The 15,112-nt window shown below is 65.6% G+C and carries 16 protein-coding genes; 9 read left to right on the top strand and 7 right to left on the bottom strand.

The genetic code is table 11. The features are described 5' to 3' along the window. Positions 1-10: 10 nt before the first annotated feature. The 4 genes from CU669_RS11315 to CU669_RS11300 all read right to left on the bottom strand — a co-directional run bounded on the left by CU669_RS11315 (position 11) and on the right by CU669_RS11300 (position 3,019). Entirely contained in the window at positions 11-487 is a 477-nt protein-coding gene (locus CU669_RS11315) for a DUF992 domain-containing protein (RefSeq protein WP_112144700.1), read from the bottom strand. A gap of 233 nt (positions 488-720) precedes the next feature. Continuing rightward, positions 721-1,209, bottom strand: coding sequence for a WbuC family cupin fold metalloprotein (locus CU669_RS11310; RefSeq protein WP_112144698.1), 489 nt, complete (start codon positions 1,207-1,209; stop codon positions 721-723). Beyond that, the gene (locus CU669_RS11305; protein ID WP_112144696.1) at positions 1,206-2,255 is read right to left on the bottom strand and encodes an AbrB family transcriptional regulator; all 1,050 of its coding nucleotides are present in this window, start codon (positions 2,253-2,255) and stop codon (positions 1,206-1,208) included. Before CU669_RS11305 ends, CU669_RS11310 begins: the two co-directional genes overlap by 4 nt. Further along, on the bottom strand, positions 2,252-3,019 hold the full coding sequence (locus tag CU669_RS11300; protein ID WP_112144694.1) for an NAD kinase: 768 nt from the start codon (positions 3,017-3,019) through the stop codon (positions 2,252-2,254). Before CU669_RS11300 ends, CU669_RS11305 begins: the two co-directional genes overlap by 4 nt. An 87-nt stretch (positions 3,020-3,106) precedes the next feature. Here CU669_RS11300 and recQ point away from each other — a divergent pair, with 87 nt between their 5' ends. Further along, positions 3,107-4,933, top strand: a complete 1,827-nt coding sequence (gene recQ, locus CU669_RS11295; RefSeq protein ID WP_112144692.1) for a DNA helicase RecQ — start codon at positions 3,107-3,109, stop codon at positions 4,931-4,933. Between the two features lie 114 nt (positions 4,934-5,047). Here the strand turns inward: recQ and moaA are convergent, their stop codons facing one another. Further along, positions 5,048-6,034, bottom strand: a complete 987-nt coding sequence (moaA, locus tag CU669_RS11290) for a GTP 3',8-cyclase MoaA (protein ID WP_112144690.1) — start codon at positions 6,032-6,034, stop codon at positions 5,048-5,050. Positions 6,035-6,127: 93 nt separating this feature from the next. On the opposite strand from moaA, the gene CU669_RS11285 reads away from it, so the two are divergent. From CU669_RS11285 to CU669_RS11250, 8 genes are all read left to right on the top strand, one after another. Further along, a complete protein-coding gene (locus tag CU669_RS11285; RefSeq protein ID WP_112144688.1) occupies positions 6,128-7,369 on the top strand; it encodes a DUF2478 domain-containing protein in 1,242 nt (413 codons plus the stop codon). Then, the gene (locus tag CU669_RS22040; RefSeq protein ID WP_112144686.1) at positions 7,369-10,197 is read left to right on the top strand and encodes a glycosyltransferase; all 2,829 of its coding nucleotides are present in this window, start codon (positions 7,369-7,371) and stop codon (positions 10,195-10,197) included. Before CU669_RS11285 ends, CU669_RS22040 begins: the two co-directional genes overlap by 1 nt. A 66-nt stretch (positions 10,198-10,263) precedes the next feature. Then, on the top strand, positions 10,264-10,995 hold the full coding sequence (locus CU669_RS11275; RefSeq protein ID WP_239988678.1) for a polysaccharide deacetylase family protein: 732 nt from the start codon (positions 10,264-10,266) through the stop codon (positions 10,993-10,995). 11 nt (positions 10,996-11,006) lie between these two features. After that, positions 11,007-12,158 (top strand): glycosyltransferase family 4 protein, encoded by a 1,152-nt coding sequence (locus tag CU669_RS11270; protein WP_112144813.1) that lies wholly within the window; start codon positions 11,007-11,009, stop codon positions 12,156-12,158. After that, on the top strand, positions 12,155-12,910 hold the full coding sequence (locus CU669_RS11265; protein WP_112144682.1) for a glycosyltransferase family 2 protein: 756 nt from the start codon (positions 12,155-12,157) through the stop codon (positions 12,908-12,910). Before CU669_RS11270 ends, CU669_RS11265 begins: the two co-directional genes overlap by 4 nt. A gap of 56 nt (positions 12,911-12,966) precedes the next feature. Then, positions 12,967-13,251 (top strand): CopG family ribbon-helix-helix protein, encoded by a 285-nt coding sequence (locus CU669_RS11260; RefSeq protein ID WP_112144680.1) that lies wholly within the window; start codon positions 12,967-12,969, stop codon positions 13,249-13,251. Next, positions 13,248-13,535, top strand: a complete 288-nt coding sequence (locus CU669_RS11255) for a type II toxin-antitoxin system RelE/ParE family toxin (protein WP_112144678.1) — start codon at positions 13,248-13,250, stop codon at positions 13,533-13,535. The genes CU669_RS11260 and CU669_RS11255 overlap by 4 nt, the downstream gene beginning before the upstream one ends. 3 nt (positions 13,536-13,538) lie before the next feature. Beyond that, positions 13,539-14,609 carry a glycosyltransferase family 4 protein gene (locus CU669_RS11250; protein WP_112144676.1) on the top strand — a complete coding sequence of 357 codons (1,071 nt, stop codon included), beginning with the start codon at positions 13,539-13,541 and terminating at the stop codon, positions 14,607-14,609. On the opposite strand, the gene CU669_RS11245 is transcribed toward CU669_RS11250, so the two are convergent. Both CU669_RS11245 and CU669_RS11240 read right to left on the bottom strand, forming a co-directional pair. Continuing rightward, on the bottom strand, positions 14,576-14,875 hold the full coding sequence (locus tag CU669_RS11245; RefSeq protein WP_112144674.1) for a CcdB family protein: 300 nt from the start codon (positions 14,873-14,875) through the stop codon (positions 14,576-14,578). The two genes, CU669_RS11250 and CU669_RS11245, sit on opposite strands and share 34 nt — an antisense overlap. After that, a complete protein-coding gene (locus CU669_RS11240; RefSeq protein ID WP_322096900.1) occupies positions 14,875-15,105 on the bottom strand; it encodes a type II toxin-antitoxin system CcdA family antitoxin in 231 nt (76 codons plus the stop codon). The genes CU669_RS11245 and CU669_RS11240 overlap by 1 nt, the downstream gene beginning before the upstream one ends. Positions 15,106-15,112: the final 7 nt, after the last annotated feature.

Genomic DNA, 15,112 nt, shown 5'->3' with positions numbered 1-15,112 from the left:
ACAGCACAGCTTACTTGGCGCCGTTGATCGCCATATAGCTGATGCCACCGGTGGCGCCGATGCCGATCTGGCCGCCGAGGCCGAGCGGAACCAGGGTGATGTCGTTGCCGACACCCGCCAAGCCCGCCTGCACCGCGAGGCCGAGACCGACGGTGGCCGAAGCCTTGGCACCGACGAAATAGCCCTCGAGGCTCGACTTGTCCTTCCAGGTACCGCCGATCACCAGATAGCCCATGCCGGCCTTGTGCTCGATTTCGAGATCGATGCCGAACAGAATGCCGTCAATGCCGGTGTACTTCTGGGGGCCGCCGACGCCCTCATAGGTGCATTCCACCGGATTGCGGGAATGCAGCACATAGGTCGTGCCGGTTCCGGTCTTGGAGCAGGCCAAGACACCGAGAACAACGCCACCTTCGGCCTTCGCCTCACCACTCAGGGTGAACATGGCGGCCGCAGCGAAAAGAGCCGAAGCAATCCACTTCTTCATCCGTCCCTCCTTTGAAAACCATATGCCACCGGAACCAGGGCCACCCGCCCAAAGTCAGTAGCTGGACAAGAGTATGGCACAAACGACAGCAAAGAAAAGTCCATCAAAGGACCATTGTCCGGGGTTACGTGAAACTTTTCTTGCTGCGGCGCAGCAAAATAGGGGCATTCGCACCGGCTCGGGCTTGCCTATGCAAATATCCATTGCCCCCATTACTGCGATCATTCGGCGAATCAGGTGAATTGCCCCGGCCACCGCAAGCCGGGCACCGCATGGTCTTGCAGCCAGTCCCGACACGCCGCCGCCGCCGCATCGCCTTCGGCCGGAGCCCAAGCGGCGAAATCTGCTTCGGGCGTCGGGCTATAGGGACCAGGCTTGACCTCCAACATGATCGATCCACTGTCCAGTGCCACCAGGCTATGCCATGTCCCGACGGGAAATTCGGCGATCCGCGTCCCCTCGCCGCCGACCTCGACCCGCTCGGTCACCACGCCGTCGCCATCGAAACCGATCAGCACGGCGCGCCCCACCAGCAACACGAAGAGTTCGAATTTGTCCGAGTGGCGATGGGGACGGATATAGGTGTCGGGCTCCAGCGCGATGGCCAGCCGGTTAATGGACTCGGCGGTATCGTCGTGGATGTTCAGGTGCGCGCGCCGCCGCGGCGAAGTCCGGGCTTGTTCCACCAGGGCGGACAGGCGTCGGGGGTCGACAAGCTTCATGATGAATTTCCTCCTCGCCCAAAAATTCTGAATGCCACGGGCGCCAGCATGATGACCAGAACCACCCTGACCACATGATGGGTCGATACGAAGGCGACATCCTGGCCCAGGGCCAGCGCCACCAGACACATCTCGGCGATGCCGCCCGGCACGAAGGACAGCAGCAGGACCGCGAAGGGCAGATCGGACATCGCCGCCATGGCCCAGGCGGCGGCGGCGGAAACCCCCAACATGATGACCGTCGCCCCCAGGGCGGGACGCGCCATGACCGCGACCTCGGACCACCCCAGCCCGCGAAACCGCGATCCGATGGAGGCCCCGGTCACCAGTTGGGCGAGGATCACCAGTTCCGCCGGTGGCTTTGACGCGGTCAGTCCGGCCAGATGCAGCCCGGCGCTGAACATCATGGGACCGGTCAGCGTCCAGGCGGGCAACCGGGCAAGCCGGGCCAGTAGAGCGCCGAGCAACGCCGATCCGGCCAGGACCAGCGCATCCATGCCGCCAAGATCCAGCAGCCGCCCCATGCTCTGGGCCATGGGAACGGAATGGACATGGGCGATCAGCCGATAGCCGAACGGCACGGCGAAGACGATCAGAAGAATGCGCAGGGAATGCGACAGCGCGATGGTGCGCTCGTCGCCGCCCATGGCGCCCCCCGTCATCACCATTTCATTGATGCCGCCGGGCGCCCCCGCGAAAAAGGCGGTAACCTTGTCCATTCGGCCCAGCCGCCGCAGATAGGCCACCACCAGCGCCGTGGTCAACGTCATGGCCACCGCCAGCACGGCCATGCTGTCGGCCCAGCGGCCGACGCGGTCCAGCAGATCGGGGGCGAAGGCGCTTCCCAGCATCAGCCCCAGCACGCCGATCATGGTGGCGCGGAGCGGCCTGGGCACCGCGGGCGACCAGCCCGACAGGGATGCGACGGTGGTGGCGCCGAGCGCCCCCAGCATCCACGGCAAGGGCAGGTCCAGGGCGGCGAACAGGGCGCCGCCCAAGGCGCCGAGTCCCAGGCCCAGCGCCCAGGATCCCAGAACCTGCCTCACTGAAGAAACTGCTCGGCGATGATGCGCTCTTCCAGATTGTGTTCGGGGTCGAACAGCAGGGTCAGGTCGCAGCTCCGGTCTTCCGTCACCTCCACCTCGATCACGTCGCGCACTTCGGTGTAATCGGCCACGGCGCTGACCGGCCGCTTGTCCGATTCCTGGATCTCGAACAGCACCTTGGCCGTATGGGGCAACAGGGCGCCGCGCCAGCGACGCGGCCGGAACGGACTGATGGGCGTCAGCGCGGTGATGCCCGCCCCCAAGGGGATGATCGGTCCGTGGGCGGACAGGTTATAGGCGGTGCTGCCCGCCGGAGTGGACAGCAAGATGCCGTCGCAGATCAGTTCTTCCAGGCGGACCTTGTTGTCGATGCGGATGCGCAGCTTGGCGGCCTGGCGAGTTTCGCGCAGCAAGGAGACCTCGTTCATGGCCAGCGCCTCGACCACCTCGCCCGAGCCGGTGCGGGCGCGCATGCGCAGCGGGTGCAGCGTCACCTTCTGGGCTCGCGACAGCCGTTCGATCAGTCCGTGCTCGCGGAAGGTATTCATCAGGAATCCCACCGTCCCGCGATTCATGCCGTAGATGGGAACCCGGCGCGAGATGAAGCGGTGCAGGGTTTCCAGCATGAAGCCATCGCCGCCCAGCGCCACGATCAGGTCGGCTTCATCGGGGGAGACGTGGGGGTAGCGGCTGGTCAGCCGCCCCAGTCCGGCCTTGGCGGCCTCGGTTTCGGCGCCGACGAAGGCGATGGAGGAAAAGTTCATGCAAGCCTCGCGGCGCGTTGTGCTGCGGGGAGTATATACCCTGCTGTGCATTGTCCCAAAGCCGGGTTTGGCTTAGAACATGGGCGCATGGCCTCACCGCTTCACATCCTCAACACCGTCTTCGGCTTCCCCGGTTTCCGGGGCCAGCAGGCCGAGGTCATCTCCCATATGGTGGACGGCGGCGACGCCCTGGTCCTGATGCCCACCGGCGCCGGAAAATCGCTGTGCTATCAAGTCCCGGCCCTGTGCCGCGACGGAATCGCGGTGGTGGTCTCGCCGCTGATCGCCCTGATGCAGAACCAGGTGGCGGCACTGACCCAACTGGGCGTGCGGGCCGCCGCCCTCAATTCGGCGCGCAGCTTCGACGAGGCCGCCGTCATCGAGCGCCAGATGCGGGCGGGCGAGCTGGATTTGCTCTATGTGGCCCCCGAACGGCTGGTGACGCCGGGCTTTCTGTCCCTGCTGGACCAGTGCCGCATCGCCCTGTTCGCCATCGACGAGGCCCATTGCGTCTCGCAGTGGGGCCATGATTTCCGCCCGGAATACCTGCAACTGGCGCTGCTGCACGAACGTTTTCCCGCCGTTCCCCGCATCGCCCTGACCGCCACCGCCGACGGCCCGACCCGCAAGGATATCGCGGAGCGGCTTGGTCTGGGCGACGGCCGAATCTTCGTCGCCGGATTTGATCGCCCCAATATCCGCTATCGCATCACCGCCAAGAAGAACGCCAAGGAGCAGTTGCTGCGCTTCCTCGAGGCAGAGCATTCAGGCGATTCCGGCATCGTCTATTGCCTGTCGCGGGCCAAGGTGGAGGAAGTGGCGGGATGGCTGACCGACAAGGGCTATGATGCGCTGCCCTATCACGCCGGTCTGGACCAGTCGGTGCGGGCCGCCAACCAGGACCGCTTCCTGCGCGACGAGGCGGTGGTGATGGTGGCCACCATCGCCTTCGGCATGGGCATCGACAAGCCCGATGTCCGCTTTGTCGCCCATCTCGACCTGCCCAAGAGTCTTGAATCCTATTACCAGGAGACCGGCCGTGCCGGTCGCGACGGATTGCCCGCCAATGCCTGGATGGCCTATGGATTGGAAGACGTGGCCAAGCTGGGCCAGTTCATCGCTTCCAGCCAGGCCTCGGACACCCAGAAGCGTATCGAGCGGCAAAAGCTGAACGCCCTGCTGGGCCTGTGCGAGACCACCCGCTGCCGCCGTCAGGTGCTGTTGGAATATTTCGGCGAAAGCGGCGCGCCGCCCTGCGGCAATTGCGACATCTGCCTGGAGCCGGTCGCCTCGTTCGACGGCACCGAACTGGCGCGCAAGGCGCTCAGTTGCGTCTATCGGACCGGCGAGAGCTTTGGCGCGGGCCATGTCATCGACGTGCTGCTGGGCAAGGACACCGAGAAGGTCCAGCGATTCGGCCACAATGGCCTCAGCACTTTCGGCATCGGCGCCGAACTGGCCGCAGAGGAATGGCGCTCCGTCCTGCGCCAACTGGTGGCGGCGGGCTATCTGAGCATCGACGTGGAAGGCCACGGCGCCTTTCGCCTGACCGAGACCTGTCGGCCGGTGCTGCGCGGCGAAATCCGCGTCGATCTGCGGCGCGACCCGCTGCCCGCCAAGGCAAAAGCCAAGACCGCCACGGGCAAGAAGGCCGCGACCCAGTGGGAGCGAGCGGACGACGAAGCCCTGTTCCAGGTGCTGCGGGCCGAACGCATGGCCCTGGCCAAGGCCCAGGGCGTGCCGCCTTACGTGATCCTGCACGACGCCACCCTGATCGAGGTGGCGCGGCAACGCCCGCGCCGCGCCAAGGATCTGGCCGACATCGCCGGTCTCGGCGAAACCAAGCGGGAGCGCTACGGCGACGTCCTGCTGGCGGCGGTGGCCGCCTTCGAGGACGCTCGTCGCTTGCCGTGACCCGCGGGCGGGCGAGACGCCCGCGCTCCGAACGACTCGCTATTCTTGGAGCGCGGCCGTCCCGGCCGCTTTCCACCCCATCACGTCATCGGCCGAGCGTATAGGACCATGGCCTTAGCCGCCGGTGACGCTCATATGGCGGCCGACCGCCGGATGGGCGTTGCGGTCGATGATGAAGTCGTGGCCCTTGGGCTTGCGCGAGATGGCCTCGGTGATGGCGGATTCCAGCAAATGGTCGGATTCGCTGGCGCGTAGCGGCGTGCGGAGATCGGCGGCGTCCTCCTGGCCCAGGCACATGAACAGGGTGCCGGTGCAGGTGACCCGCACCCGGTTGCACGATTCGCAGAAATTATGGGTCAGAGGCGTGATGAAGCCGATGCGACGCCCGGTTTCCGCCACCTTGACATAGGTGGCCGGACCGCCGGTCCGATAATCGATATCGGTCAGGGTCCAGCGGTTTTCCAACCGAGAGCGCACCAGCGACAGCGGCAGATACTGCTCGGTGCGGTCGGCGTGGATCTCGCCCATGGGCATGGTCTCGATGAAGGTGAGGTCGAAGCCATGCTCGCCGCACCATTCCACCAGACGGTCGTGCTCGTCCTCGTTGCCCTCCTTCAGGGCGACAGTATTGATCTTGACCGCCAGACCGGCCGCCTTGGCCGCCATGATGCCCTCGATCACCTGATCGAGCCTGCCCCAGCGGGTGATGGCCTGGAACCGTTCCGGGTTCAGGCTGTCCAGCGAGATGTTGATGCGGCGGATGCCCGCCTGGGCCAGACCCTCGGCATGCTTGGCCAATTGGGTGGCGTTGGTGGTCAGGGTCAGTTCGTCGAGATCGCCGGACTTGACCAGCTTGCCCAGATTGGCGACCAGGCTCATGACGTTGCGACGCACCAGCGGCTCGCCGCCGGTCAGGCGGATCTTGCGCACCCCGAAACGCACGAAGGCGCCGCACAGGCGCTCCAGCTCTTCCAGGGACAGAATTTCGGCCTTGGGCAGGAAATGCATATCCTCGCCCATGCAATAGACGCAGCGCAAATCGCAGCGGTCGGTCACCGACACGCGCAGATAGCTGATGGCGCGTCCAAACGGATCGATCATGGCTCGTCCTCCATACCCCTCGGCGGGGGCTTGTCAGGATGATATATAGGAAGGCCTGCGAGAAACAGGAATGGCTTTGATCAAGGATAAACCATGACCGCAACCGCCCAGCCGGGCGTCCCTCCCATCGGCGCCGTCATCTATGCGCCGGGACAGCCGCCGGAACAGCTTCTGGCCGATTTCGCCGGGCAATTGCTGGCGCGCGGCTTCAGGATCGGCGGCCTGATCCAGCATACCGAGCGCGCCGAGGACGGCCGCAAGACCGATATGCGGGTGACCGAACTCGATACCGGCCGCCAGATTTCCATCGGCCAGTCCCTGGGCAAGGCGTCCAAGGCCTGCATCCTGGACACCCAAGCCCTGGCGGAAGCGTCGGGCGCCATGCGCCGCGCCCTGGAGGATCGGGCCGATCTGGTCTTCTTCAACAAATTCTCCAAGTCGGAATGCGAGGGCCAGGGGCTGGCCTCGGACATGCTGGCCACCGTGGCCGAGGGGATTCCCGTCCTGACGGCGGTGCCCGGCGTGCTGATCGGGCAATGGGTGGAGTTCACCGGCGGGCGCACCGATCTGCTGCCCCCCACCATGGAGGCGCTGTGGCGCTGGTGGGGGCCGCGCCGCCTCTACGCCGATCTGGCCCAAGGCGTCACCGAAGCCGAGGTCAAACGGGTGGTGGTCGGCCTCAACTGGACCATGGTGGAAACGCCGTTCGGCGTCGGACTGGCGCAGACGCCGGAACGCGGCACGCCGGCCTGCCTCGCCGCCCCCCAGGCGGGTTATCGGGCGGGCGGCTCGCTGCCGGAGCTGGCGGCGCTGGTCCGCTCTAACAACCCGTTCGACGTGGCCTTGGGCGTCGCCGCCTGCAACGCCCATTACAATCGCTTCGATCTGGCCGCAGAGACCGGCAACGGTCTGGACAGTTTCGGCCGTCCCGAGGGTGAGGCGGTGGTGATCGGCGCCTTTCCCGCCATCGCCGAGCGGCTGCCCGGCATCAAGGTGATCGACCGGCGTCCCGGCCCCGGCCAGTATCCGGAAGAAGCCGCCGAGACCCTGCTTCCGGCGGCGGAAACCGTGATCATCACCTCGGCGACCCTGGCCAACCGCTCGCTGCCCCGTCTACTGGTGCTGGCCCGCGACGCCCGCGTCGCCCTGGTGGGGCCGGGCGCCGCCATGACCGAGCGCCTGTTCTCCTATGGCATCGAGGTTCTGTCCGGACTGGTGGCCGAAGACCCGGACGGCCTTGCCCGCGTGGTCTCGGAAGGCGGCGGGGCCAAGGATCTGAAGCGCTTCTGCCGCCCCGCCACTTTGCGCCGGACCGGCGGCATCGGATCCGTATAATGGAACCCCGCATCGCCCTGTCTTACTACTCGCTGCCGGTGGACTATCTGGAGACGCTGGAACAGAAAGCGGGTGGGCATATCCGCAATCTGGTGATTTCAAGCCTCAAGGGCGTCGGCACCCTGGATATCGTGACCCAGCTGGCCCGGCTGGAGGTGGACACGATCTATGTGCCGACGCCCGATCGCGACTGGACCGCCTTCACCCCATTGCTGCGCCTGATCGCCCAGATCGCGCGTCCCCGCCAGGTCATTCTGGTGGACGATAAACTAGTGTTCCGCCAGGATCCGCCATGGACGGTCCTGCCGCTGCTGCTCGGCGTAATCCTGCGCACAGCCGCCGCCTTGGCCTTGACCATGATGCAGTATTGGCAGCTTAAGCTCCTGCTGGCCAAAGAGAGGCAGGATTGCGGCCTGGACGCCGACAAACGACATGTCCTCTATATCAAGTCCAACCTTTGGGCCGGCATTACGGCAGGCGGCTCCATCTCCCACACCGCCGGTGTGATCAAGGCGCTGTCCAATATCGGCCGCAGCGTCTTGTACATTTCGCCCGGCGCGGCCCCGGAACTGTCCTCTATCAAGGACGCGACGGCCAACCGCCTGTCGATCCACGGCGGCTTCGTCTACCCCCGTGAACTCAATTCGCTGCGCTACAATCGCGCCTTGACCCAGTGGGCGGCGAAGCTGCCCAAGCGTCGGTTCGGCTTCATCTACCACCGGCTCAGCCTGGGAAGCTTCGCCGCCGTCACGGCGGCCCGCCGCCTGGGCATTCCCCTGGTGGTGGAATACAATGGCTCGGAAGTTTGGATCAACCGCAACTGGGGAACCCGGCTGAAGCTGGAGGGTCTGGCGGTCATGGCGGAAGACGCGGTGCTTCGCCATGCCCATCTTGTGGTGGCGGTCTCGGCGCCGCTGCGCCGCGAATTGATCGCCCGTGGCGTCGAGGCCGAGCGCATCGTCGCCCATCCCAACGGTTTCGACGAGACCCGTTTCGATCCCCGGCAGTTCGGCCCCGAACAGGTCGCAAGGGTCCGAGACAGTCTCAAGATCGCCCCGGACGCGGTGGTCGCAACTTTCGTGGGCACCTTCGGCATGTGGCATGGGGCCGATATCCTGGCCCATGCCCTGGTCCATCTGGGCCACCATCACATGGAATGGCTGGACTCGTCGCGCCTGCACGTGGTCTTCGTCGGCGACGGAGTCAACCGCACCAATGTGGAGAACATCCTGGCCGGACAGGGCCTTGAAGGCCGCTACACCTTCACCGGTCTGGTCCAGCCCCATGAGACGCCGCAATACCTAGCCGCCTCGGATTTCTTCGTCGCCCCCCATGTTCCCAATCCCGACGGCTCGGAATTCTTCGGCTCTCCCACCAAGCTGTTCGAATACATGGGCATGGCCAAGCCGGTCCTTGCCAGCAATCTGGCCCAAATCGGCGAAGTCATGGCGGGCGCCCCCCGGCTTAGGGATTGCCGGAATTGGGACGAGGCGGCCGAACCCGACCAATGCGGCGTATTGGTCGAACCCGCGAATATCGGCGCATTAGCCGATGGGCTGGTCTATCTGACTGATCATCCCAATTGGCGGCAAAGCGCGGGCATCAATGCCCGCCGCCGGGCCTTGGAGCGCTACACCTGGGGCCACCATGTGGGGGCCATCCTCGCCGGACTCGGCTCAAGACTCGCGCCCGCACCCGCCCTCCCCGGCGGCATCGTGTGCCGACGGATTCTCGTCAACGCGGTTCATTCCAAGAGCGGCGGTGGACTGACCTATCTGCGCAATGTGATTCCCCTGCTGGCGACACGGGCGGGTTTTGATATCCATGTGGTGGTTCAATCGGATCAGGCCGAGTCGGCCAGCCCCATTTGCGCCGATGCGGGCGTCACCATTCATCTGCTGCCCACATGGTCCAGGCTTGGCACCGTCTTGCTGCAAGAGCAGGTTTCGATCCCGCTGCTAGCCCGCAGAATCCATGCCGACGTGGTCTTCTCGCCAGCCAATTACGGTCCCGTGATGGCGAGCCGATCCGTTATCTTGCTGCGCAATGCCTTCGAGGTCACCGCATTGGAGCAACGCCGTGCCAAGCAGCTTTATTGGTTGGGCGTGAAATTGCTGACCCGACTGTGCTTCGCCACCTGCCGCCGCGCCATCATCGTTTCCAAGCATGCCAGCAACACCTTCCTCGACGTGTTCGGCTTGGATTCCGACCCGCGCATCGACGTCGTTCATCATGGCGTTGGAATCGGGTTTCATCCGCCCGCCGATGACGGCGCCCGTAGTCCCGGCCGCCTGCTGGCGGTCTCCGATATTTATGTGCAGAAGAATTTCGAGACCCTTCTGCGTGCGGTCGCCCTGCTGGCGCCCGATCATCGCGACCTGCGCCTGGATATCGCGGGCAACGAGTTGGATCCAACCTATGCCGAGCGCCTGAAGGCACTGTGCCGGGAGTTGGGGATCGAAGGCCGCGTCGCCTTCCTGGGCGGCCAACCTCCCGCCAAGGTGGCCGAGCTTTATCGCCAGGCCCAAGTCTTCGTGTTCCCGTCGTTGGTGGAAACCTTCGGCAATCCGCTGGTGGAAGCCATGGCTTCGGGTATCCCGGTAGTGTGCTCCGATTCCGCCGCCATGCCGGAAGTCACCGGTGGCGCGGCCCTATTGGCTCGGCCGCGTGACGTGGAGCATATGGCAGCGCAGATCCGCCGCCTGCTGGACGACTCCACCTTGTGGGCAGAGATGTCGGCCAGGGGACTGGAACGGGCGCGGGACTTTTCGTGGGAGCGGACCGCCGATCTGACCGCCGACATCCTGCGCGAGGCGGCCGAGGATTGATGGGACGCCCGCCGCGTGGCACCATGCCGCGCTTTTCATGAAAAGGTTTTGGGAAAAGGGCTTGGCGTGAGGATTTCCTGGTCACTGGGGCATTGGCTTCCGGCCATGCGGCAATTGATGGATCCCGCCAGCGTCGCCATCACGGTGGACGACGCCCCCATGCCCGATTCCATGCCCGAGATGCTGGACCTGCTGGACCGTTTCGGTGCCAAGGCCACATTCTTCATGAGCGGCTGTCGCGCCGTGGCCGCCGATGATCTGGTGGCCGAGACGGTACGGCGCGGCCATGCCGTCTATGCCCATGGCTGGGACCATATCCGCCTCGACCGCGAGGCGCCTGAGCGCCTGACCGAGGACATGGCGCGCTGCGAGGCGCTGCTGGCCCGGCATCGCCCGACGCCGTCGCCCTATCTGGTGCGGCTGCCCTATAACGGCGGCTGGCGCAATGCCCGCGTCCACCGCACCCTGGCGGCATGGCAGCCCGGCTGCGCCGTGGTCCATTGGTCCCTAAGCACCGAGGACCACATGATCTCCACCCGCTGCGCCAAGCCGGAAGACGTGGAGTCGGAATGCCGCCGCGAGGTGGAGCGTCTGATGAGCGATCCCCGCTTGCCCGGCGGCATCATCCTGATGCATGACCAGCCCATCAACGAGCGTCCCGGCCACGCCTTCAAACCGGCGGTCACCGTCACCCTGATGCGGCTGCTGCTGGAAGGCCTCGCCGCCAAGGGCCTGCGCTCGGTCATCCTGCCCGCGCCGCCGCCCCAGGCCTGGTGGCGCCGGTTCGCGCTGACTTGAAGGAGTCCCTGTTGCGCATTCTTCACACCATTCCCGGACGCAATTGGGGCGGCATGGAGCATCGCACCATCGAGCAGGTGCGCTGGCTGAAAGGCCACGGCCACGCCGTATGGCTGGCCTCGCCCGCCAACGGCGAGTCCTACAGGCGGGCGGAGTCCCTGGGCCTGCCGGTCATCGACTTCGACTTCGACCGTCCCTGGCGACCGTCCACCATCCGCGCCCTGCGCAAGCTGGTCATCGAGCGCGCCATCGAGGTGATCGACAGCCATGTAACCCGCGACGCCAAGGCGGCGGCGGCCTGCCTCGACCTCTGCGCCGTGGTGCGGTCGCGCCACGTCAACCAGCCGCTGAAGCCCACCCTGGTCCGCCGCGCCCAATGGCGCATGGGAGCCGACCACATCATCACCGTGGCGGAATGCACCCGCCAGCATCTGATGGAAATCGGACTGGCCGATCCCAAGCGTTCGGTCTCCATCGGCGGCTGGGCCGACGAGCGGTTCTTCGAGCTGCCCGACCCGGTGGCGACACGGGTGCGACTGCGGACGGAGTTGCGGCTGGGCGAGGATCTTTATGTCTGGGTTTGCGTCGGCATGATCCGCCCCGACAAGGGCCAGGATCACCTGCTCGCCGCCCTGGCCCTGCTGCGGGACAAGGGTTTGGAACCCACCCTGGTGGTGGTCGGCTCGGCCACCGATGAATGCGCCGACTATGAAGCCGGTCTGTATCGGCAGGTGGAGCAATTGGGCCTCGACGGACGGGTGGTGTTCACCGGCTATCGCGACGACGTCTCCGAGTTGATGCAGATGGGCGACGCCGTCGTCATCCCGTCGCTGACAGAGGCCCAGCCCCGCGTCGCCGTCCAGGCTTTCGCGGTGGGCAAGCCGGTTGTCGCCAGCAATGTGGGCGGCGTGCCGGAAATCGTCTTCGACGGCGAGACCGGCCGTCTGGTCCCCCCCGCCCAGCCGAGCGCGCTGTGCGAGGCCATGGCCCAGGTGATGACCGATGCCGAGACCACCGCCCGGATCGCCGCCAATGCCCGCAAGATGGCGGAGCAGACCATGCGCTTCGACCACCGCATGGCCCAGACCCTGGAGACCTACCGCACCGCCATGACCCATGCGCGGAAGCGGGCCTTTCCGCGTTTCAAGGGGAATGGGCCATGAGCACCCTCACCGCCCTGGTGGTCGTCTATAATGAGGAGAAGCGGCTGCCGTCCTGCCTGGAAAGGCTGCGCTTCGTCGACGAGTTGGTGGTGGTGCTGGACAAGTGCACCGACCGCTCCAAGGAGATCGCCCTGTCGTTCGGCGCCCGCATCGTCGAGGGAACTTGGGACCGCGAAGGCGAGCGCCGCAACACCGGCATTGCCGCCTGCCGCACCGACTGGGTGTTGGAGGTGGACGCCGACGAGCATGTTCCCGCCGCCCTAGCCGAGGAAATCCGCCGGGTCATCGCCAGCAGTTCCTTCGCCTGGCACGAAATCCCGGTGGACAATTTCATCGGCGAGAGGCTGGTGCGCCACGGCTGGGGCGCCAGCTACGGCAAGGCCGCCTATCCCGGCCTGTTCCGCAAGGAGGCCAAGACCTGGGGCAACGACCGCGTCCATCCCTCGCTGGTCTGGCGGGGGACCAAGGGGCCCATGCTGGAACACCGGCTGCTGCATTACGTGGACAAGAACATCTCGGACATGATCCGCCGCCTCGACTCCTACTCCACCGCCCGGGCCAGGGATCTGCGCGAGCGGGGCGAGACCTGGGGCGGCACCCTGAGCAATGTCCGCCGCATGGCGTCGCGCTTCTTCAAATGCTATGTCCGGCGCGGCGGCTGGAAGGAAGGCGGCTACGGCTTCATCATCGCCATTTGCGCCGCCCTCTATCCCATGCTGTCTCACCTCAAGGCCAAGCACGAGAAGGACTGACTCTTTGGGATGCGGCGTGATACACTGCATCCCGCCGCATCCCAGGAGGCCCCGCCATGGATGAGCCCGCCGCCAAGATCCAGATTTCGCTCCGCATCCCCTCCGACTTGGTGGAGGCCTACGACACCATGGCCAAAGCCATGGAGCGCGACCGCAGTTGGATGATGCTGCGCGCCTTGAAGCAGTATCTGGAAAGCGAGGAAGGGTCGGATACCCTGGCCGAGGCCGAGGGCATCGCCGCCCTGGACCGAGGCGAGGGCATCGATTTTGATACGGTGATGGATGAGGCCGATGCCATCATTGCTGCCGCCGAAGCCAGGCTGGCCAGGAAAGCCGGATGAGTCGAACACGTCTGGCCGGAATGTCGCCTGCCGCACGGGCGTGGTATCTGGCCGAGATCGCGTATCTCTCGGAACGCAATCCAGTCGCCGCCGCCAAGGTTTCCGAAAAAATGCGCGGTGCCCGGCAGACCTTGGCCGAATACCCGAATATCGGACCCTCGGGCCGCTCGCCCGGAACCCGCCGTCTCGTGGTCGGTCCTTATATCCTGACCGTGCGCCGACACCGAGGCGAAACGGAAATTATCCACATCCGCCACGGCCGCCAATTGAATAAGAAGGAATAACCCATGGCCCGCATCGTCATGACCGACGACGGCATCACCTTCGACGGCGCCACCCTGGACGAGCGTCCTCTCGGCGGCGCCGAAACCTCGTTCATCGAGATGGCCAACGCCCTGGCGGCGCGCGGCCATGACGTGCTGGTCTGCAACAAGTGCGAGGATGAGCGCGTCCATCGCGGCGTCCGCTGGAGGTCGCTGGCCCAGGGCGTGCCGGACTCGGCCGATCTCTACATCGCCAATCGCGGCGACAAGCTGATCCGGCGGTGCCCCAACGCCAGAAAGACTATTTTCTGGATTCACAATCCGGCCGGATACCTGCTGAAGTGGCGCTATCAGTGGAAGCTGGCGCTGCGTCGCCCGGTGATCGTGTTCTCGGGCGCCAGTCACGCCTCCACCTATCCCGGCTGGGGATTCGACGGCGGCCGCGAGACCGTGCTCTACGGCCTCACCGATCTGTTCTGCCATGCCGGGGAACGCACCGAGGCGCCGCCGCCCCGGGTGGTGTTCACCTCCAATCCCATGCGCTCGCTGGATTGGCTGCTGGATCTGTGGGAAGCCCGCATCCGCCCCGCCGTACCCGCCGCCGAACTGCACATCTTCGCCGGAATCGCCACCTATGGCGCCGCCGGGGCGGCCAAGGCGGGCCGCATGGGGCCGGTGCTGGAGCGCGCCGCCGCCCTCGCCGACCAGGGAGTCATCCTGCGCGGCCCCGTCCCCAAGACCCAGTTGGTCGAGGAACTGGCCCAGGCCCGCGCCCTGCTCTATCGCGGCGATATCGGCGAGACCTTCTGCTCGGCGGTGGCCGAGGCCCAGGCCATGGGGGTGCCCGCCGTCCTCGGCGACATCGCCTGCATGAACGAACGGGTGGTCGAGGGAGAAACCGGCTATTGCGTCAAGACCGACGACGCCTTCGCCGAAGCGGGCATCCGCCTGCTGACCGACGACGATCTGTGGCGAGACTTCCATCGGGCTTGCCTCGCCAGGCAGCGGTCCTGGCGCTGGGACCACGCGGCGGCCGAGTTCGAGCGGATCGGGAAAATCGCTCAAAATCCGGAGAACAACAAATCCAAGGCTTGAGTAAGGTCGGAATGCCGATCTTCACCGACAAGCCCAACGGCTTCGCCAAGGTCGCGCCGAGCAACCGCCGCTATGGCCTGGGTCACCATGACATATGGTCTGCCGTCTATCTCAAATGTCGGATTCAGCCGCGCCATGGGCTGTGATATTTCCTCTGCTGGCAATATCGGCACCACCACCGTCGTCGCGAACGACGCCAAGAGATCCGCCTGAACGTTCATGACATAGCCGTTCACGCCAGCAAGGCGATACAATTCACGCGCCATCAGAATTGACGAAACCGTGCCAGCGGAAGGCCAACGGCTTCCACCCGCTGATTCCAGGCCTCGACCGCACCTTTATTTTCGGCAAGCCAGCGGGCGGAACGGGCCTCGGCTATGGCCTCCGTCAAGCCCCGTTCACACGCCTTGGACAGGCTGATGTCCAGGCTTTTTGCCTCAAGCACTAAATTCTGCGGCAATGAAACATTGGTCGGCCTTTTAATGGTGGCGGTCATAGCCATG

This window comes from Paramagnetospirillum kuznetsovii (assembly GCF_003284725.1).
Classification (GTDB): Bacteria; Pseudomonadota; Alphaproteobacteria; order Rhodospirillales; family Magnetospirillaceae; genus Phaeospirillum; species Phaeospirillum kuznetsovii.
Note: the sequence above shows the minus strand (reverse complement) of the source record. Positions and strands in the feature narration are given on the sequence as shown.